Origin of the sequence: Paenibacillus sp. FSL H7-0943 (assembly GCF_037963265.1) — a bacterium.
GTDB classification, from domain to species: Bacteria; Bacillota; Bacilli; order Paenibacillales; family Paenibacillaceae; genus Paenibacillus_AQ; species Paenibacillus_AQ odorifer.
Genome location: NZ_CP150148.1, coordinates 5,172,351 through 5,191,198, shown reverse-complemented (window position 1 = coordinate 5,191,198; position 18,848 = coordinate 5,172,351). Strand labels below are relative to the sequence as shown.

Annotated in this window: 23 protein-coding genes, 3 tRNA genes and 1 pseudogene; 15 read left to right on the top strand and 12 right to left on the bottom strand. The window is 44.7% G+C overall.

The window, feature by feature from the left end; all coding sequences use genetic code 11:
- Window positions 1–48 precede the first annotated feature (48 nt).
- The 6 genes from pyrF to NSQ55_RS22765 all read left to right on the top strand — a co-directional run bounded on the left by pyrF (window position 49) and on the right by NSQ55_RS22765 (window position 4,622).
- The gene (gene pyrF, locus NSQ55_RS22790) at window positions 49–795 is read left to right on the top strand and encodes an orotidine-5'-phosphate decarboxylase (RefSeq protein ID WP_076185241.1); all 747 of its coding nucleotides are present in this window, start codon (window positions 49–51) and stop codon (window positions 793–795) included.
- Window positions 792–1,430, top strand: coding sequence for an orotate phosphoribosyltransferase (gene pyrE / locus NSQ55_RS22785; protein ID WP_076128834.1), 639 nt, complete (start codon window positions 792–794; stop codon window positions 1,428–1,430). The genes pyrF and pyrE overlap by 4 nt, the downstream gene beginning before the upstream one ends.
- A 1,150-nt stretch (window positions 1,431–2,580) precedes the next feature.
- Complete coding sequence (locus NSQ55_RS22780; RefSeq protein ID WP_339169282.1) at window positions 2,581–4,068, top strand: extracellular solute-binding protein; 1,488 nt, start codon at window positions 2,581–2,583, stop codon at window positions 4,066–4,068.
- A 112-nt stretch (window positions 4,069–4,180) separates the two neighbouring features.
- Window positions 4,181–4,345: a hypothetical protein gene (locus tag NSQ55_RS22775; protein WP_167347621.1), complete on the top strand. Its 165-nt coding sequence runs from the start codon at window positions 4,181–4,183 to the stop codon at window positions 4,343–4,345.
- Window positions 4,346–4,427: 82 nt separating this feature from the next.
- Window positions 4,428–4,504: transfer RNA gene (locus NSQ55_RS22770), tRNA-Met, on the top strand.
- Window positions 4,505–4,548: 44 nt separating this feature from the next.
- Window positions 4,549–4,622, top strand: a tRNA-Ile gene (locus NSQ55_RS22765).
- A 440-nt stretch (window positions 4,623–5,062) separates the two neighbouring features.
- Here the strand turns inward: NSQ55_RS22765 and NSQ55_RS22760 are convergent.
- Together NSQ55_RS22760 and NSQ55_RS22755 are read right to left on the bottom strand one after the other, a co-directional pair.
- Complete coding sequence (locus NSQ55_RS22760; protein ID WP_076192033.1) at window positions 5,063–6,280, bottom strand: sialidase family protein; 1,218 nt, start codon at window positions 6,278–6,280, stop codon at window positions 5,063–5,065.
- Between the two features lie 33 nt (window positions 6,281–6,313).
- Complete coding sequence (locus NSQ55_RS22755; RefSeq protein ID WP_076128842.1) at window positions 6,314–6,679, bottom strand: hypothetical protein; 366 nt, start codon at window positions 6,677–6,679, stop codon at window positions 6,314–6,316.
- A 506-nt stretch (window positions 6,680–7,185) separates the two neighbouring features.
- Between NSQ55_RS22755 and NSQ55_RS22750 the strand changes: the two genes are divergently transcribed.
- Entirely contained in the window at window positions 7,186–7,689 is a 504-nt protein-coding gene (locus NSQ55_RS22750; protein ID WP_076192030.1) for a hypothetical protein, read from the top strand.
- Between the two features lie 730 nt (window positions 7,690–8,419).
- Here the strand turns inward: NSQ55_RS22750 and NSQ55_RS22745 are convergent.
- From NSQ55_RS22745 to NSQ55_RS22715, 7 genes and pseudogenes are all read right to left on the bottom strand, one after another.
- Window positions 8,420–9,409, bottom strand: a complete 990-nt coding sequence (locus tag NSQ55_RS22745; protein WP_339169280.1) for a hypothetical protein — start codon at window positions 9,407–9,409, stop codon at window positions 8,420–8,422.
- Window positions 9,406–9,900: a sigma-70 family RNA polymerase sigma factor gene (locus tag NSQ55_RS22740; protein ID WP_076220021.1), complete on the bottom strand. Its 495-nt coding sequence runs from the start codon at window positions 9,898–9,900 to the stop codon at window positions 9,406–9,408. The genes NSQ55_RS22745 and NSQ55_RS22740 overlap by 4 nt, the downstream gene beginning before the upstream one ends.
- A 330-nt stretch (window positions 9,901–10,230) precedes the next feature.
- Window positions 10,231–10,368: pseudogene (locus tag NSQ55_RS22735) on the bottom strand (phosphomethylpyrimidine synthase ThiC); the annotation flags it as partial.
- Between the two features lie 96 nt (window positions 10,369–10,464).
- On the bottom strand, window positions 10,465–10,800 hold the full coding sequence (locus tag NSQ55_RS22730; protein ID WP_076192025.1) for a DUF3139 domain-containing protein: 336 nt from the start codon (window positions 10,798–10,800) through the stop codon (window positions 10,465–10,467).
- A gap of 365 nt (window positions 10,801–11,165) precedes the next feature.
- Window positions 11,166–11,327: a hypothetical protein gene (locus tag NSQ55_RS22725; RefSeq protein ID WP_155288176.1), complete on the bottom strand. Its 162-nt coding sequence runs from the start codon at window positions 11,325–11,327 to the stop codon at window positions 11,166–11,168.
- Between the two features lie 66 nt (window positions 11,328–11,393).
- Window positions 11,394–11,945 (bottom strand): ImmA/IrrE family metallo-endopeptidase, encoded by a 552-nt coding sequence (locus NSQ55_RS22720; RefSeq protein ID WP_339174581.1) that lies wholly within the window; start codon window positions 11,943–11,945, stop codon window positions 11,394–11,396.
- 163 nt (window positions 11,946–12,108) lie between these two features.
- A complete protein-coding gene (locus tag NSQ55_RS22715; RefSeq protein ID WP_076098563.1) occupies window positions 12,109–12,285 on the bottom strand; it encodes a YjfB family protein in 177 nt (58 codons plus the stop codon).
- Between the two features lie 149 nt (window positions 12,286–12,434).
- On the opposite strand from NSQ55_RS22715, the gene NSQ55_RS22710 reads away from it, so the two are divergent.
- Entirely contained in the window at window positions 12,435–12,584 is a 150-nt protein-coding gene (locus tag NSQ55_RS22710) for a hypothetical protein (RefSeq protein ID WP_155288175.1), read from the top strand.
- An 81-nt stretch (window positions 12,585–12,665) separates the two neighbouring features.
- Here the strand turns inward: NSQ55_RS22710 and NSQ55_RS22705 are convergent, their stop codons facing one another.
- Complete coding sequence (locus NSQ55_RS22705) at window positions 12,666–13,103, bottom strand: NucA/NucB deoxyribonuclease domain-containing protein (RefSeq protein ID WP_339169277.1); 438 nt, start codon at window positions 13,101–13,103, stop codon at window positions 12,666–12,668.
- 100 nt (window positions 13,104–13,203) lie between these two features.
- Here NSQ55_RS22705 and NSQ55_RS22700 point away from each other — a divergent pair, with 100 nt between their 5' ends.
- Window positions 13,204–13,620, top strand: coding sequence for a cytidine deaminase (locus tag NSQ55_RS22700; RefSeq protein ID WP_076103796.1), 417 nt, complete (start codon window positions 13,204–13,206; stop codon window positions 13,618–13,620).
- A 169-nt stretch (window positions 13,621–13,789) separates the two neighbouring features.
- Complete coding sequence (locus NSQ55_RS22695) at window positions 13,790–15,265, top strand: glycosyl hydrolase (protein WP_339169275.1); 1,476 nt, start codon at window positions 13,790–13,792, stop codon at window positions 15,263–15,265.
- Between the two features lie 72 nt (window positions 15,266–15,337).
- Here NSQ55_RS22695 and NSQ55_RS22690 read toward each other — a convergent pair whose 3' ends face one another.
- Window positions 15,338–15,826, bottom strand: a complete 489-nt coding sequence (locus NSQ55_RS22690) for a PH domain-containing protein (RefSeq protein WP_076128858.1) — start codon at window positions 15,824–15,826, stop codon at window positions 15,338–15,340.
- 117 nt (window positions 15,827–15,943) lie between these two features.
- On the opposite strand from NSQ55_RS22690, the gene NSQ55_RS22685 reads away from it, so the two are divergent.
- Both NSQ55_RS22685 and NSQ55_RS22680 read left to right on the top strand, forming a co-directional pair.
- A complete protein-coding gene (locus NSQ55_RS22685; RefSeq protein WP_076128860.1) occupies window positions 15,944–16,504 on the top strand; it encodes a hypothetical protein in 561 nt (186 codons plus the stop codon).
- Window positions 16,505–16,718: 214 nt separating this feature from the next.
- Entirely contained in the window at window positions 16,719–17,054 is a 336-nt protein-coding gene (locus tag NSQ55_RS22680) for a YolD-like family protein (RefSeq protein WP_339169272.1), read from the top strand.
- Here the strand turns inward: NSQ55_RS22680 and NSQ55_RS22675 are convergent.
- Window positions 17,051–17,215 carry a hypothetical protein gene (locus NSQ55_RS22675; protein ID WP_169744799.1) on the bottom strand — a complete coding sequence of 55 codons (165 nt, stop codon included), beginning with the start codon at window positions 17,213–17,215 and terminating at the stop codon, window positions 17,051–17,053. The two genes, NSQ55_RS22680 and NSQ55_RS22675, sit on opposite strands and share 4 nt — an antisense overlap.
- Window positions 17,216–17,332: 117 nt before the next feature.
- Here NSQ55_RS22675 and NSQ55_RS22670 point away from each other — a divergent pair, with 117 nt between their 5' ends.
- The 3 genes from NSQ55_RS22670 (at window position 17,333) to NSQ55_RS22660 (ending at window position 18,816) form a co-directional block, all read left to right on the top strand.
- Window positions 17,333–18,019 (top strand): M15 family metallopeptidase, encoded by a 687-nt coding sequence (locus NSQ55_RS22670; RefSeq protein ID WP_280753430.1) that lies wholly within the window; start codon window positions 17,333–17,335, stop codon window positions 18,017–18,019.
- A 75-nt stretch (window positions 18,020–18,094) separates the two neighbouring features.
- Complete coding sequence (locus tag NSQ55_RS22665; protein WP_052097266.1) at window positions 18,095–18,571, top strand: WGxxGxxG-CTERM domain-containing protein; 477 nt, start codon at window positions 18,095–18,097, stop codon at window positions 18,569–18,571.
- A 159-nt stretch (window positions 18,572–18,730) separates the two neighbouring features.
- A tRNA-Leu gene (locus NSQ55_RS22660) sits at window positions 18,731–18,816 on the top strand.
- The last annotated feature ends 32 nt before the right edge of the window (window positions 18,817–18,848 follow it).

The window sequence follows — 18,848 nt, the reverse complement described above, 5'->3', positions numbered from 1 at the left end:
ATAAATGAAGAGTGTGGATTTAAGTCTGCACTGGATGGGAGAACGGTTATGGGACAGGGAGATGCGAAGTGGAATGAAATGGCGAATCGCTTGATGATCGCCTTAGATTACCCTGATGTTGCTGGGGCAAGAACCTTGATTGACAAGCTGGAAGGGATTCCTTGTTATATGAAAGTGGGAATGCAGCTTTTTTATGCAGCCGGACCGGAATTCATTAATGAACTGAAATCTCGGGGGTATTCTGTATTTGCAGATGTCAAAATGCATGATATTCCTAACACGGTAAAAGGCGGGGCAGAAAGCCTTACGAACCTCGGTGTGGATATGTTTAACGTACATGCCGCAGGAGGCTCAGCGATGATGGCTGCAGCCCGGGAAGGCGCTGCTTCAGTAGTTAATGCGAATGCTGCGCTTAAAATGCCTTTGATTATCGCAGTTACACAGCTGACCAGCACGAGCCAAGAAGTGATGAATAACGAAATTGGAATCGCAGGAGAAGTAGAAGATACTGTGGTCAGATACGCTAAGCTGGCAGCCGCTGCAGGTCTGGATGGGGTAGTGGCTTCACCGCAAGAGTCTTCAGCGATCGCAGAGGCTTGTGGGCCCGCATTTTGTACAGTTACACCTGGTATCCGGCCAGCAGGTGCATCCCTAGGTGACCAGTCCCGGGTGATGACGCCGGGCAAAGCCATTCAGCAAGGCAGCCACTTTCTGGTGGTGGGCCGTCCTGTTACAACTGCGGCTGATCCACGTCAAGCAGCACTAAATATTATTGAGGAGATGACCCTAGCATGAGTACATTAAATAGAAGTGAACAAGTAGCAAGTTATCTGCTTACGATAGGAGCAGTGGCACTGCGTCCGCAGGAGCCTTTTACCTGGACCTCTGGTATTAAATCCCCGATCTATTGCGATAACCGTCTGACTATGGCTTACCCAGAGGTACGTAACTATATTGCTGATGCCTTCGCTGAGCTTATTAAAAGCCAGTATCCAGACGCAGAGGTGATCGCAGGTACAGCAACCGCAGGCATTCCTCACGCAGCTTGGGTAGCTGATAAACTTAATCTGCCAATGGCTTATATCCGCGATAAAGCTAAAGGTCACGGCAAGCAGAACCAGATCGAAGGACTGATTAAGCCGGGGCAAAAGGTAGTCGTTATCGAAGACCTGATCTCCACTGGTGGAAGCTCCATCAAAGCAGCTCAAGCTGTGCAAGAAGCAGGCGCAGAAGCGTTGGCTGTATTGGCAATCTTCAGCTACGAGCTGGACCGTGCGGTGGATGCTTTTGCCGCAGCAGAGATGCCATTACAAAGTTTGTCCAACTACAGCACATTGATTGATGTGGCTCTTACACAAGGCAAGATCGCAGCTACAGATGTGGAACTGCTGAAATCTTGGAGAAAAGATCCTTCCGCATTTGGCGTTTAAACTAAATATCTGATTATAGTTTGGACGGGCCTCTCACTTTTTGGTGGGAGGCTTTTCTTTTTAACTGCACAGAGTGTAATAAAAAGGAAAGCGTAAAGCGCACTCAGCTGTGTAGTTGCATGAAGTATGCTGCTATTTATTGCAAAAAGATGCAATTATCCAGCCGCGGCAGGTGTAAACTCTGACGCTCTGGAATACTATACTCTGCCCCGGTGATTCCATCGTGCTGTCGTCACACACGCCGAATAGTTGCAGTTTGTGCACTTAAACTAACCTTCCTTAGAGGATCTGGCGATATAGTTGCATTTTGTGCAATTATATCACCCAGAAATCTGCCGAAAGCTCCTAATAACGTTTTTTAACTGCACATAGTGCAATTAAAAGGAGAAGCACAACGCACTCCGCTGTAATAGTTGCACAAAGTGCAATTATCCTGCCGCAGAAGGGGCGATTTGTGCCGATCACAGGAAAGGTGCAGGTTAGTTAGTAGGTTAGTTAGTAGGGAAGGCGAATGCTGTATTGGTAAAAGGAAAAGTAGAGTGGAGAGTAGGGTTTTGGTGTTTGCATTCACATTTCACATTTCACATCTACATTTACATTTACATTTACATTCACGTTCTGACACTTGGCTGATCTGAGTTCTGTCGCTCTGGTATATTGCGCTCTGAAACTCGGGATTCTGAAACTCTGCTGCTATGCGCTGTCGCTCTACACTCTGAAAGCTCTGACACCCGGGGATGCTATCGCAATGTCGTCACACACGCCGAATAGTTGTAGTTTCTGCACTTAAACTAACCTTCCTTAGAGGATCTGGCGATATAGTTGCACTTTGTGCAATTAAATCAGCCAGAAATCCGCTGAAAGCACCTAATAACGTTTTTTAACTGCACATAGTGCAATTAAAAGGAGAAGCACAACACACTCAGCTGTAATAGTTGCACAAAGTGCAATTATCCTGCCGCAGAAAGGCATTTCAGTATCCTCAGGAAACTCCCGGAACGTTTTTTATAGAAATAATATGAAGAAATCGTAGCATAACTTTAAACAGCCTGTAACTTCCCCTCCTGAATAAAGCTATATACTGTTACTAGAATTATGGGTAATTATTCATAAGGTGGATGGATTGAGTATTTTATGGGAGGGTTCAAGAATGAATCATATAAATAATAATAGAAGGCTATGGCGGCGCTGGTTAAGCTTTGGAATATGTGCAGCACTCCTATTACCTTTAATTTCTGAAAGCAGGCACACAGCCTGGGCGGAGGCTTCTAAGCCATCTACAGAACAGCGCGTGTTACGTATTGGCAGCCTCTGGTCTGGAGAGGACGATTCTTCTTTTCGTCAGCAGTTTACAGATATGTATGAATTGCAGCATCCTGAAATCAAACTTGAGATTATTCCAGCCATCAATATGAATGAGCTTCGTTTTGACAGCACCTATCCAGAGGTTAACCCAGATAATCTGGAGAATATCCGAGCAATTATGGGCGGTGCAGAGCCAGTTGATGTAATCGTCGGTGATAGTACATTGGTGAAGAGTTTGGTGGAACATAATCTGGTGCAACCGCTGGAGCCGCTTATCGCACGAGATCAATATGATTTAAGCAATATGGCGCCTACGATGCTAAGTGGAGTTCGTGAGCTGGGTGGAGGAAGTCTTTACGCGTTAGCGCCGACTTTTATGTCGAGTGCGTTATATTTTAACAAAGGTATTTTTGATGCTGCTGGTGTAGGTTATCCGACAGATGGAATGACTTGGGATGAAGTGTTCGCGCTGGCCGAAAAGGTGACCAAGAAATCGACAAATAAAGATAAGCGTATATATGGCTTTTCGATGAACCGTTATATGAGCGATCCTTTCTGGGATATGCAGACCTATGTCTCACCGCTGGAGCTTGCTATGTATGACAACAAGGGACATAAGATGGAGGTAAACCAAACACAGTGGAGTCAAGCTTGGACGACCTACAGCCAATTGGTGAAAAAGCAAATTACACCTGGGTTAAACGGTATGGATTTTATAGAAACAGAACGGAGTACCTATAGTCCTGTCCAAGGGGATCTCTTCCTTACCGGAAAAGCTGCAATGGTAATTGGAGAATACGATTATCTTAATGAGCTTACAGGTGTGAGCCGCAATGCAGCAAAGATCAAAAATTATAATCCTGTCGATTGGGGTTTCGTTACCGTACCTACTTTTAAGGAGAAACCAGGAGTGGCTGTAGGTACTTGGGTAGGTAATATGATGGCTATCAACACTATGGCTGCTAATAAGGAAGATGCGTGGGATTTGATCAAATTCGTCAACAGTAATGAAGTAGCTAAAATTAAAGCCCATACCCGCGGGGAACTAACTTCCCGTAAGGATTACATTACCACGAAAGTACCTTCAGTAAATCTGGAGTCCTTCTATACGCTTAAACCATTACCAGCCAATGATCCTTTGATGAACGTCCTACAAACACAGAAGCCTGGAATTAGCCGTATTAACGATGTTGGGCGTCAACTGTTCACAGAAGTTTATCAGGGCAAGAGAACGGTCGAGAGTGCACTTAAAGCTTGGGAGAAGCAAGGGAATACGATGCTGGGTACGCTCGAAAAAGATCCCACATATTATTTTGACTCCATAGGGGATTGAGTTTTGGAATATGTAGCAGCCACCGGATTTCCGGTGGCTTATTTTGTGGAACTTGGGCATGATAAGTTCAGAGCAGCGTAAGATTAATTTGCGAAAAGGAGAAGAGGGCATCATGAATTGGATATACTTCGCGAAACTGTTCAGAACGAGATTTCAAGCAGGCTGTTTGGCAAAAAGACTGGAGCAAGATGGCTGGATTTATGGCTATCATGACCCAAGTTTTGTGGAGATTTATCGATCCCGCAAAGGAAGATATGGGGTTAGATTTTTGCCTTGAGAACTTTTACAAATTCATCCTTGACGTAGACCCATTTTGTACTGTATATTATTTATTGTCGCTGTTTGAATATTATTTCTGACGCGGGGTGGAGCAGCCCGGTAGCTCGTCGGGCTCATAACCCGAAGGTCGCAGGTTCAAATCCTGCCCCCGCAACCAATTTTATTACAACAGCAATTGTACATTCGGATATTTTTAGATCCGGGCCCTTAGCTCAGTTGGTTAGAGCGGTCGGCTCATAACCGATTGGTCGGGGGTTCGAGTCCCTCAGGGCCCACTTATCAAAAACCCTTACTTTGTAAGGGTTTTTTGCTGTCTGTAGGTTCCCTTGTAAGTAGAAGTGGATGAGTTGGAAAAGCGACAAAATAGAAAATGATCACATTTTGGTCACGGCGTTGTTAGATCCTCTGGTTTTATCATAGATCATCTGGAAAACGGTAAAAAGTATGTATTCTGTGGAATTGCCCTACTCTTGTATAGGAAAGGGGACAGTCATGACATATAGACTATTAAGTAGCAAGCACCATACGCCGTAGATTTTGATTGAATTAAAAGCATGTCCAATACGCTGAAATTGATGATTTCTTTGAACAGGTTAATGCTGAATTTTGATAAGAAGCAATAGAGGATGCCGCATATTCGCTCGGCATCCTTTATTGCAAGTGGATATACTAACTTAACAGCCTTTTAATTTATCATCAGAAGTTGATTAATAGCTTATTGATTATCACCAAACCAGATGTTCTCTGTACCGGTCCGCGTGTCTGTCCATACGCTCACTAGACGGCCTGTTTGAGGGACGATGGCATTACCGATGTAGTCCCCAATTAGGGGGATGCCGGTGACGTCAAAGGAAGTTGTTGTTATCCGGGTGTTTGTATACGTCATACCGCCATCTCTAGATGTTGCTAGATAAACATCAAGGTTGAGGGGGTTGACTCGATTAGTGTAATAGGTAACGAATATTGCACCATCCGCAGGGGATACGGTGATGGCTGGGAAAAAGTTTTGGGAGCCCACAGGACTACCTGTAATGGATATTGGTGCCCCCCAATCCACACCAAAATTAGTGGAGATAGCAAGAAAAATATCAGAATAACCTTCTCGAAAATCTTGCCATACAGCATAGACATTCCCTCGCGTCGTCGGTGCATTAGAAATATCTGCTGCGAGGGAAGGGTATGTCAGACATCTAAATGTATATCCCGGCAATGGATCTGGTGGGACTACAACGCTGGCGACCATGGTTTCAGGAGTAAAAGTGACCCCACCGTCTGAGGATGTGCGAATTTTAAGATCAGTATTACCGGGAGGCTGATTGATCCATCCCACGATAACAATCCCATTTAATGTAATTGCTATACCGGGGAATTCTTCGAATTCTTCGACCGAAGACAGCAGGGAGGGACTGGAATAGGTACTACCGTTATCTAGGGAACGATTGAAGAATATCGTATTTCCCGGTATGAATTGTGTGTTGTAATCATGCGTATAACCAGTATATACATTTCCAAAAAAGGGACTTGATCCAGCTTTGTCGGTGACAACGACCACCTGATCATCATTTACAAACTGCCCAAACCCTTGATTCACGATGACTGGCGGTCCGAATGAAGAGGCATTGTCGGCAGATGTATAGGAGACGATCGACCCGCTGAGACCGTCTGAATCGAAGGCGTGGGCTAATACTACGAAAGTGGTCGGGAAAATATAATCAATATGTGGTGCTTCGATGCCTGCAAATCCTGTCGGTAACGGCAATAACGTTGTTGTCCAAGTGGCACCTGCGTCAATAGATTTGTATAAACCTATATTAGGAGGGCCTAATCGAAGATCTACAGCTACGGCAACCATAACTGAAGGATTAAGCCAATTTACCGCGATGGTGGGCTCAAACTGAACGCTTGCGCTCGGTGAAAGTTGAATATTAACCATGCAAAGCTCCTTTCGTCATAGAGTTTTTGGTACTTACGGGTTCAGCTGAGCTATGAAAGTAAGTTCGGATTGCAGCACTCTTTGATGGGGGATGACGTTTCCTGACGAATCCGTTCCAAACACCGTGATAATCGTGTCTGCCGGTGCGTTTCCAGTTACGAGAAATTGGACTTCATAAGCTGAATTGCCTGCGATATTAAAACCGAGAAACTGGCTGGTGTTAGCATTAACGTTTAATGAGTTGGAGTAGACTAAACCTTTACTAACCAAGGTATTCCATACGTAAACGTGATAGACTACGTTAGATGAAAAACTAAGGTTGTCATTATCGATATTAATGAGCACGTTGGATGCTGGGGTAGTCCCTGTGTTCGTAATAATGCCTGTTGTTGTTGCCATGAGCTTCACCTCTTTATTAGTTTGCTATATATATATGAATTGAGATTCATTGTGTTTGGACAAGGGAATCAGAAAAATCGCGGAAATGAATACTGAGGGGTCTTATTAGGTGGGGAAATACATATAAATTCTCAGCATGATCTGAAGGTAACTTGATTATAAGTTGAACAGCAATAGACGATTTTTACGTGCTACTATGAGGGTGTAGAAAACAGGTTAGAGTCGCACGACCGAAGCAATGGCGATTTACCGGGGCGTAACTCTTGGATGGGATTTCGGGATTTGGTGTCTTACGTTTGGAATGAAAAAGCCGCTGAACGTGGAGTAACTATTCGCTATCCGCAGGAGAATTTTAAGAATTTTAAATAGAAGGTCTGACATTTATTTTAAATAAATGTTATAATTATTAAATCAGTGTGTAGAGATATTGGTCTTTTTTATTGGGCCAAAAATATATGTCTCATGATACGTCTGCCATCTGAAATATATTCACGGAGATGACAAACATGCATGGAGACACAAGACTGCCCAGAAACGGAAAAGAAGGTATACTATTTTTACTCATTATTTCAATCATTTCAGTTAACACTATTGCCCCTATTATTGTGGGGTTGGAACGCGGCTTCAGTAAGGAAGTGTATATAGATACACTAAAGGTTATTCCGTTTATGTGGATGATCGTAGTTTTATCCGTAAGATTAGTTGCAGGTCCGATTGTCGGGAAAGTGATGCCGAAATTCATGGGACAAACCGATGGATTTAATGCAAGGATTCTGTTGAATACTTTATTAAATGTCACAGTGTTATCTATTTTACTATCAATTATCGGCACATGGGTTGGGACAAAACAAATAAGCCTGGATCCACTTAAAAACTTCCTTCACATCTGGCCGAGAAACTTTGGAATAGCATTTTGGATTGAACTGTTGGTTGCGCAGCCGATAGCAAGATTTGCAATGAAAACATTACACGCAAGACAGGATCGAAAATCGGAAAGTGTAAATGCGTAACTAGCTAGAATTTTGTAGACGAATAAGAAAAAAAGGAGCGTCCATGGTGGGCGTTCCTTTTTTGTAGCAATCGGAAGTGGAGAGAGACCCTGTGTTCCTTTGAAATTTGAATCGATAACAATTACGTGAACGATGCTTCTCCTGTCGGACACAGCTGACCCTTAAAGCGGTTTTTTTCCACATTTGCAATTCTAACGGACTCCATAGTCGCTATTGCATAAAAAGTACCGCATTAGAGCCTCTTTCTGGGCATTAGCGTCCATGGAGTCCGAAACCATGCTCTAAAGGCTGAAAATCAGCAAATAGCGACATCTGGGTCCGATAGCTCGAGGTGGAGGAGGTTAGTTCGTTAATTCGTTAGCTCGTTAGTGCCGTGCTCCTCACAGATTTAGTTGCAGAAATTACAATGAGATGCAGCTTTTAAAGGAACAATCAGTAGTTTGGCCTCTACAACCAGCATATCTAGTATGCGGGCTCATAAACCATACAGTAAAGCACAAAACGGCACTGCTCCAAACCATGAAATGGTTTTGAAGCAGCGCCGTTTTTGTTAACAGCCAGCTAAATTGTCCAATGGAGAGCAGGGCGACCGAAACGAGGTACTCAATTACTTCCGATCGCAGTCCCAGTCGCCGTCCCGATCGCAGTCCCGATCGCAGTCCCAGTCGCAGTCCCGATCGCAGTCCTGACCGCCGTCCCAACCGCCGTCCCTGGGTTTCCACCAACATCCTTAAAGTTTCATGCTGTCCCACAGCTGCTGGAATGCCCCGGATTCGACCTCGAAGAATGCCGGTGCTTGACCGTAGCGTACAAGTCCTTGACCGAACAGCGTCAGCTCTACTCGGGCGTTGTCTTCCAGCTGCAAATAGATGATCTTACGGTCTTCGCTGTCGTAGATGCCTTGCTCGATCAGCGGCTCTGCTGCCAGCGGTTTAGCAGCTTGGAGGGCTGTCAGGAAGCCATCAAGCGCCTCGCCATTGGCAAGTGGCGCCTGCTGCTGGAGGCCGTTGTTCCAGCTGTTGAAGCTTTCCCATTGTGCAGAAGTAACTCGGCCTTCAAGATTCAGCTTGCCGAACAGGTCGGCGCCGCTGTTTATGGTGATGCCGTTGGTGTGCTCATACAGTTCGGCGAATACCTCGCCGTTGATTTCCGAATAGGACATAATCAGAAAGCTGGAGTCATAGCCCTTCACGGAATAGAGATCCGTTTCGCCGATGTTCGAGGCTAACTCAATATATTCGTCGCTACCGCTCCATTCGTTGATGCCGCCTGTAGTGCGTCCCAACTTATCACCGCACAGAGCAGCAGCATCGGCAGCGTCAATGCGAGTCGCTGACTGTGTATAAATATTATTTTTATACACGACCAAGGCGATCATATCTGCCTTCACGCCAGACTCCTTATCTGGCAGTTTCAGCTTGGGAATGACAATGCTGCCGGATGTAGCTGTGCCTGAATTGCCAGCATTGCTTGCTCCCGGAGTTACCTGGGCAACCTGCCCTGGGGAGCTCTGACTGTTCAACTGCTGCCATATACTAGGCCCAGCCAGACCGATTCCTGCGGCGAGCACGACACTTGCTGCGATATAAACGGTTTTGCGCGGACGCTTCCGCTCCTGCCGCTGCTCTATTTTATTGAACAATTCTTTTTTCATCTCTTCACCTGGTTTCATCGAATCCACCGCTTTCTTATATGTTGTTCGAAACTGATCTTCCTTCACTGTGGTTCCGCTCCTTCCAGCTCCAGTTTTAACAGTTGCCGTCCCCGCTGAAGTCTCATCTTCACGGCAGACTGACTAATCTGCAGAATCTTGCTGATCTCCTGGATGGGATAGTCCTCGTAATAATAAAGATGGATTACGGTTTTATACTTCATGGGCATCGCCATAACTAACTGCAGCAGAGCCCAATCCTCGGGGCTGTCTGCCGCAATTGGCTCAGCGCTCTCCAGCTTAACCTCGCGCTTGCGCCAGCCTCTGCCCAGTAGTGTTTTACAATGGTTGGTGATTACCCGGATCAGCCATGCCTTCTGATGTTCGGCATCTTTGAACTCCGGCGCTTTTTCTATTAGCTTGATGAAGGTATCCTGAGTGGCTTCTTCGGCATCTTGCCGGCTGCCTAGATGGACCAAAGCGATCCGGAACAGCATATCTGCGTAGATTTCGTAACTCTTCATCACATGATTTCCCGGCCGGGTCATGGATCGCTGCATGATACTGTGCCCCCCTTTACCTATAACACCATTTAGGACGGCATTAGGTCACATTTTGTTCCTGAGAAAATTCCTTTGTGTTTGAGCGTAAAGAATACCTATTCATAAATTATCTCCAGAGGCTTACGGACTCAGAAGTCGTTATTTGCATATTTATAGGCTTTTGAGCAGGTTCGCGGACTCCAGTGACGCTATTCCTTAAAAAGGAGGTCTTATATGGTGTTTTTCATGCCAATAAAGGCTATGGGGTCCGCTACACTTTGAAATGGAGGGTTATACCGCGCATAAGATCAACTGTGTCCGATAGCTGCTAAGAACCACGCCAATGTTATCTGTAGTCAGTGGATCTAATGTATAAAAAGGGGCTTCGTTACAAGTTTCAAGTTGCTTATCCATACTCTCTTTAATCAAGTGCATCGGCACATGTCCTGAACCCTCTACCATCACCTGTCTACGCAAACGATGTTTACCTATTTAGAGCAGGGAAGATCAAAAAAACACGGTTGCCCAAGCAGCCAAGTGCTGACTGCTGGACAAACGCGTCTTTTTTATAGGGCAACTCCTTCACGGGAGATTCTCCTCGATATGTTTATATGTATAGCTAGGATCATTACCTTTAACAGGAGCCCTGCTGTATTGAAAGATCCTTCCATTTTCTTTTCGATAAAAGTATCTTGCGTAGGGTTCGTCTGCAAAAATCACCGTGGTACTTACGAGGGGAGCTTTGGCAATCTGGGTGTATACTTTATCAAAATCTTCTTTCTTATAATTTCTCGTCTCTACTAGATAATGAATGACTTCTCTGTTCATATGATTTTGGAAGTAGTGGAAGGCTAAGGATGTTATTCCATAGATTAAAAGGATTAGAACGATGAAGATTAGTTTTGTTTTTTTCTTCATTAATTCCCTCCATATAAATAATTTGTATATAGTATAAGATAATATACTGAGACTGGTATGTCATTCATAGATATATGACGCAGGAGGAAGAGAAAATACTGGAGCTGGAGCAGCAAATTAAGATGCTGGAGGACCAGGCAAGTCCGAGGCTGCCGGGGGTGAAAATCTTATAGTTTTAAAATATGGGGTTTTGTCGGTGTATTTGTTATTCTAATTCTTATTGGTGTGATACAGTTTGTATTTGCATAACAGATTATACAAAAAGGCAGCAAATACTGATAGTAATCCAGGCGTAAGCGAACGAAGAATTGCCGGGACATACTATATTTGCTGCCTTTTAACTTATGAAGAATAATGATTCTCTTTTAGTCCTCTTTGGGTTCTTGCAATAAAATGGAGAAGGTCCCCGTTTCGTGATCCACCTCAATCGTCTCAATGCCCACGAAATCCGGGATTTCGGGGTGTACTGCATCTACATTATAATCCGGATGAGTCAGTAATAATTCAATTACTTTAATGGCTTCCATGTCGTTCCCCCTCACGAGAAATTCCACCATAAATGAATATGCAGAGCACTATTGCAACTAAGCTTATTATCTCCGTGATCCGTTGCGAATATGTGTCAGTCGTTCTTCGTTTCTTCCCATCACGGCCAATAATTGCCCTTGGAACACACGTCTTTGGATCTGATCAATCCGCTGTAAGGCCAGCTCGGCAGGAACTTGAAATTCTGCTGCGAGATAGGAGATGGCATCCTCCCGTTGCTCAGGCAATGTCATGCGGGAGATCATGGAGTAAGGCATCGCCGCATACAAGATAAAACGCTCGGATTCATCCTCCTGTGCCCGCGTGAAATGCTCTGGCATCAAGGTCTGATTATCACTGCCATGGCGAAGGAGGTGACACAGTTCATGAAGAAACTCTAGCCGTTGAAGATTGGCTGGAAGGCGGTTGTCGATAAACAGGCTGTACATCCCTGCAGACGCTTCAATGCTCTTGCTTCTCACATCCAAATAATGAACCCAGATATTAAGCCGCTCTGCAATATACGATATTGAAATTTGTGAGGGCTGATGAAGATTTAATCGCTTGTATAAATCCTCCATCCATTTCTCAAGCACAGTCATTTGATAATATGATTTCATGTTCTCCAACTTATTCACCTCGTTTAAAATCACTAATAAATCACTAATGGGATCGTATGTTCGCATAAATGCGCAAAAGAAAAGCCCGAAGGGCTATGTAGAGTAAAAAAATGCTAAGGATACACAGGAACATTCGTTCTCATGTATCCTTAGCATAAAGCAATTACACACTAATATCAAGTGTTTTTCCCAAATTAGGAGCAACGCTTTTGCCCAGCATTTCCACCATGGTTTGGCTCTGGGTTTCAGCCTGATTCTTGGCAATATTCATGACCTGTATCCCAACATTTTGAGCTAAGGATGCTTGGCTCATTGCCATTGATAATGCAGCTATATCCATATTGCACCTCCTTTGTGTATATCCTGTTTATCGACTGTCCACCTTCAATTCATTAGGTGATTGGCATTTGTTTGCCAATTCGCCCAAACGGCTTATCTCCTTTTTACATATCTTGTGCTGTAGTCATTAATCATTAGGAGGAATTGAAAATGGGAATGGAACATGGTTGTGGTTGTAACGTAGGTCCGGTAGTAAGTCCAGCATCAGTAGGTCCGGTGTGTAGTCCTTGGACTTCAACAGGAGCAATTCTGGTACTTTTCATCTTGCTGGTTATCATCACTAAAGCTTGCTTATTCTAAGTTAGCTGATGTGCAGTGTAGCCCCATCTGGCGAATGCCAGGTGGGGCTATTCTGTTGCCTGGGGCTGGTCAGACAGACCGTTATTTAAACATAAATTCTACCCGCGTTCCGTCTGCATAATCCTCCAGCTGATTGCCAACCCAGCTTCCTGCCCCGCGGTTATCGCTTGGCGTTATGTATTCAATGTCGGCACCAATGCCGCCTTCCTTACACATAGCCATTGGCCATTCATCCCGGTCATACCCCTTTTTAGTGGGAATCCCTTTTAAGGACTCTTTACGGTTCTCTTCAGCCTGCTCTCGGTTAATCGTACATGTGGCGGATTCACCTTTCGCAATGGCATCCTGAATATGTTTGGCGGTCTCAGGATAGCGGTCTGATGGGAAGGTTAGCTGAACAACACTCGAATCGGATGGAGACGAGGGGTCTGTAGGCTCTCCGTTTTGTTCAAACCAGTAACTAGCCAAAGCAAGTAATACAACAATGATGAGACTGGAGATCCATTTTTTTACTTTCAATTCTGCTCCTCCTTTTTTGGCACTTAAAATAGTATATCTTATATCATAATTCAGTGCGATTTAATATAATTAGGTAAAATAAAGGAGGACGGAACTGGATATGGAGTACATAATTACCATTGAGGATCAGACGCTTATTGCGGCTGCCGAAGATATAATTACCAGGCGTTATGAATGGGGACGGCACCATGTGGGTGCAGCGCTTCGTACTAAAACAGGAGAGATTTTTACAGCGGTACATGTGGAAGCCAGCATGGGGAGGATTACAGTCTGTGCAGAAGCGATGGTGATTGGCAAAGCGATATCTGAAGGTTATAAGGAATTTGATACGATTGTTGCGGTAAGGCATTCTGACCCAGACAGCGAGGAAAAAGAGATTAAAGTAGTCTCTCCCTGCGGCATGTGCCGAGAGTTAATTGCGGATTACGGAATAGACTGCAAGATAATTGTATCGGAGGATGACCGATTAGCTAAATATGAAATCACTGAACTATTGCCTTTAAGGTACACAAGATAAGAAATAATGAGGAGCCGCGGAGCTCCTTTTTTTGTTGAGCCGTGAATTTATTCAGCAGTTCCTTATATCGTCCCAACTTATTTTACAACTTCATGTCCATTCGCTGAGTTCATGTCATTATTGTCCCCATACTATAACTTAAAAAGATTTAAAAGGATGGTGAGAATAGATGGAGCAGCGGATTATTCGTCAGATGGTTGATTCAGCATCAAGGTTCGTGGGCGATGTGCAGTGGCAGATGGCTTTTCGCAGATTACAAATGGCTCCGGCGGATTCGGGGCTGTCGTCCTCGGCTCAGCTATTGCTGAATACCCTCTATTACTTGCAGGGAAAGGGTGTGATAAGCGGCCAACATGATTATTTGGAAAGTGCAGACGAGCTCATGGAGAAGCTTAAAAATAGCAGCGGGCAATATGCTGCGCTGCATGGCTACGAGCTGGGCGCAATCAATAATCAGTCACAGGCTCTAATTGACAATCAACGGAATTGGGTCGTCAGCAGTGCGATACGCTGGTCTAGGGCCGGCGGGATCGTAACGATGTGTTATCACGCTGCATTACCGGGGACAGCGCCAACTTGGGGGAATGTAAATACGAGCCTAAACAATGCTGATTTTGATAAATATATAACCCCAGGTACCACCCAGTATAATGCTCTGTTAGCTGATCTGGATAAGATAGCCCTGTCGCTGAAAAAGCTTAATGACGCAGGGGTTCCTGTACTTTGGCGGCCGTATCATGAAATGAATGGTGGATGGTTTTGGTGGGGGCAAAAGAGCAATTACGCTGCATTGTGGAACCTTATGTTCGATCGTTTTACCAATTATCATAAGCTGCATAATTTATTGTGGGTTTGGAGTCCAAATGCAAAAAATCAGTGGTGTGATGAGCCGGCAGAATACTATCCGGGCAGTGATAAGGTAGATGTGCTGGCGCTCGACATTTATGACGCGGATTTCAAGATTAGTCATTATGATAATTTATGGGATCTGGGTCGTGGCAAGCTGATTGCGATTGGTGAGAATGGAGAGCTTCCGTCTGCTGAACTGTTGTCCAAAACACAGCCCAAATGGTCTTATCAGCTGACCTGGGGGAAACTCCTCTATGAGAAGAATACCGATGCTGTGATAAAAGCTTTTATGAACGATAAAATGGTATTCACACGAGAGGAGTATGCTGCTGAGGCCGCCGCTTTCGCTGCTATCGGGGATAGTGTGCTGGAGAGTGGACTCTGTGGCCAATATTACAATAACATGACGCTTAGCGGCACGCCTGCACTGTTGCGTACGGATGCCAATATTAACTTTTCATGGAGACAAGGTTCGCCTGATCCTGCCATTCGTGTAGATGCGTTCTCTGTGCGGTGGAGTGGGAAGCTGACGGCTGCTTTTAGCGAGGTGTATACCATTTATTCCTACTCTGATGATGGGATACGGGTATGGATTGATGGCGGGCTAGTCATTGATAGTTGGGTGAATCAGAGCGGCCAGGAACGAAAAGGGAGCATAAACCTGATTGCAGGTAAGCCGTATGAAATAAAGGTGGAGTATTATGAGAATGCGGGCGACGCCCGGGTTGTTTTGCAGTGGGAGAGTCCGAGCCAGATCAAGGGGGTTATCCCAGCGGGGGCATTTTATCTTCCATAAAAAGAGTACTTCAAGTGTGCAAGCGCAAGCAAAAAGCCCCGGTTTTCCGGGGCCTTTTTACGTATGAACGTCTTAAATTTGCTCGCGGTAGCTAATGTTGTTGGCGATCTTCTCGTCACGAACGGCTTTGCGCAGAACATCTTTGACGGTTTGGGCATCATGGATTTTTCGAAAAAGAAGCTGAGGCGCTGAGGCATCATCAGAAAATACAGTTAATGATCCAATGCCAAGCATCCGGTCCATGATAGACTGTTTTACGGATAAATCGCGTACGCGCAGCAATTCGATTTCTTCAACATTTTTACCGATAAGTCCGGTCTTTACCATAATACGCTGACTTGTAATGGTATATGAAGTTGTGTTAAGTCCTACGATTCCTTTGAGTCGATCCGAGATGCCGGCAGGTTTGCCTTTCCAGAGCACGACTTCTTGAATGACATGATTATCTACTGCTGGTCGATGAGCGGTTACTGGAGCGGTACCGTCAAGGCTGGTTCCACATTCTCCACAAAATTTAGCGCCCTGCTTGTATTCCGCTCCACAGGTGGTGCAATAAGGCATAAATACTCTCCTTTCCTGATCACAATTAAAATAATTATAACATAACAGTCATTTTACATATATTTCATTTGCGCTTTACACAAACCGACATTATCCTGTTAAGTGGAGGGATAAATAATGAAAAAAGCTTTACTAATAGGAATGCTGATGATGACTGTCATCCTTAGCGCCTGCAGCAATAATTCAACTTCATCGGCACCTGCCACGGAGGAAGAAGTGCAGGAGACCGTGCAAAACTTCTACAATGAAATGTCTAAACTTGAAGAGTCAGGAAAAACTTCTTTAGCGGAGTTCAACGAAGCCATTGCGGGTTATTCAGCAGGAGAACTCACGGACAAGCAGTTGGAGAAGAAAATTAAGCAATTCCAGAGTACCGCAACTGATTTATCGAATCAAGCCGAGAAAGTAAAAATTTCCTCCAGCTTGCCTGAAGACATTCGTAAGTTGCTCGAAGAGTCTAAAGTTGCCTTTGAAAGTGCTTATTCTTTAAAAGAAGAGGCCTCTCAAGGCGCTGATTCCGCAAACGTTACGGCTGAGCAATTTAATGAATTGAATCAGAACGCTGATGTAGCGATGTTATTCGGTATTTCCAAGCTTAACGAGGCAAGAGAAGCAACAGGGCTTATAGACTCCGAAGGTCAGGCTACCTCAGAGTCTGGGGACGTTGTTCAAGAATAAATCAAATCAGGCGCTGCGCAGTTTATCTGTCAGCGTCTTTTTGCTGCGAATTTTAGCTTGGATAGATATACATTAATATACATCTTTTGAATAAAGAGTGACCCTTAAAAAGGTATCTTTTTCCTGATTATTGATTAATATGCGAAGATGCGGATATAATACAAACATACGTTCGTGTTCAGAGGAATAGATATATAATTAAGGAGGGGTTACCATGGGCAAAAAGCTGGAGAAAAACGGGCTGTGGGAAAGCAGCCGCATGATGCTGCCGGAGCATAAGATACGAATTATAAGAGATGAACGGGAAACGCTGCGCCGCATCAAGCCTATTCTGGATGAGCAGAAGCTGGAGGAGATTGAATGTACACTGGCTTTGTCGTTGCGGAGTCATGTACGAGTGACAGTTGTTCTTTTTGACCCTTTTGAAAATACGATGGTAAGTGGTTTTGTGACTTCCATTCACACCCACTCGCGTGAGTTTAAGCTGCAGTGGGCGGAGGAATGGAAGTGGATCGATGTGGATGATATTGTCGAGGTCTACATCGTTTAATGCTGAGAACCGTTGCCTTCGCTTTTTTCATAAGCGATTAAGGTAACGGTAGGATTACCAGTCAGATGTGCAATGGAAGCTTCAGCATTCCGAATAATTTCCAGTGCTTCTTCCTGTTCACTAAGGGCTGCAACTTTATAGCTATCGCTATGAATATCCATATGTCTCCCACCTTTCGTTAAATATTTTGTCCTTTTTTGTGGAAATCATCCTAAAGGGGACAGGGGTACAGGCAAATAGGGCAGCGGCATCATTGAATATACCAAAGGGGTGATTCTATGCTGACTTTGGAGCAATTGAGGGAAAAATCCGCGGCGCGTCTGGTCGGGCTTCATCCTGTCTTGGCGGCAGGTGCGAATGTTTTGATTCAGCAAAGCCATGCGAGAGGAGTCCCTATCGTTATTACTCAGGGTCTACGGACCATTGCTGAGCAAAATGCTTTGTATGCGCAGGGTAGAAGCAAACCAGGACCGATAGTTACCAACGCTAAAGGCGGTACCAGCTATCATAATTATGGTCTTGCGTATGATTTTGCGCTTTTGCTGCCGAATGGCACTAGCCTTTCTTGGGATATCAATCGTGATGGTGATAAGGATAAGACAGCGGATTGGCAAGAGGTTGTACAGGAGGCTAAGCGGCTTGGTTTAGAATGGGGCGGGGACTGGACCTCTTTTAAAGATTATTCACATCTGCAAATGACTTTCGGTTTAACTATAGATCAACTTCGGGCAGGTAAACGTCCAACGACGGACCAAGCCAAAGAGGCTTTAAAAAAGATTACCGGAGGGGATGATCAGGTGAACAAAGACGTTACAGTGACCATTAACCTAAACGGCCGCAAGCTTACCGATGGCGTTCTCGATACCGGAACAACCTATGTACCCATACGTGCGCTGGCTGAGGCGCTTGGAGCAAAGGTTACTTATGATGCTGTGACTAAGACAGTTAATGTAGTAAAAGAGTAAAACCACCATGCATAGACAGTGCCGTCCAAGGGGAAATTATCAGTGATAACTAACCTTAAAGGGAGGCATAACACTGTGAACAAGCTGATAACAAGCCTTGCATGCGGTACTGTATTATCAATGAGTCTAATGGGAGCTAGCTATGCATCAAATGCCGTGGGATCAGCAGCATTGGGCGGTATCCCAGCCGCGAATACCGGGATGGATGGGACTGCGGAACACACTCGGATGATGAATACGGAAGGCAATTTAATGAACGGCACCACGGGAACAATGAATCAGCATGAGAGCATTATGAAAGATAAGATCCGCATCGATGATAATTACAGACCTAACAACTACAACACCAATAACTATAATGACACCCGGAACAACTACAGAACCAACAGCACTGTCAACCCGGCAACCAATACCACACAGACCGGCAAATACCGTGCAACTAGTACAACAACGAATGCTGCAACTAACAAAGGATCTAACTGGGGCTGGCTCGGTCTGCTTGGACTTTTGGGTCTTGCCGGAATGAGAAGCAGAAGTGACGAGCGTAGATAATCCGCGTTTATAATAACCCGTATCGGTTCTGGCTGAACGGGTTATTTTTATTGTGAATAATTTTTTTTCGAAAAAGGATTGCGCGTTATCGATATTCATGATATTATATTTCTTGTCGCGTTATATGTGAACAACGTATGAAGCTTCAACACATAATATGCCGGGGTGGCGGAACAGGCAGACGCACAGGACTTAAAATCCTGCGGTACGTGAGTACCGTACGGGTTCGACCCCCGTCCTCGGCATCACAGTGAAAACCTTGAGAAATCAAGGTTTT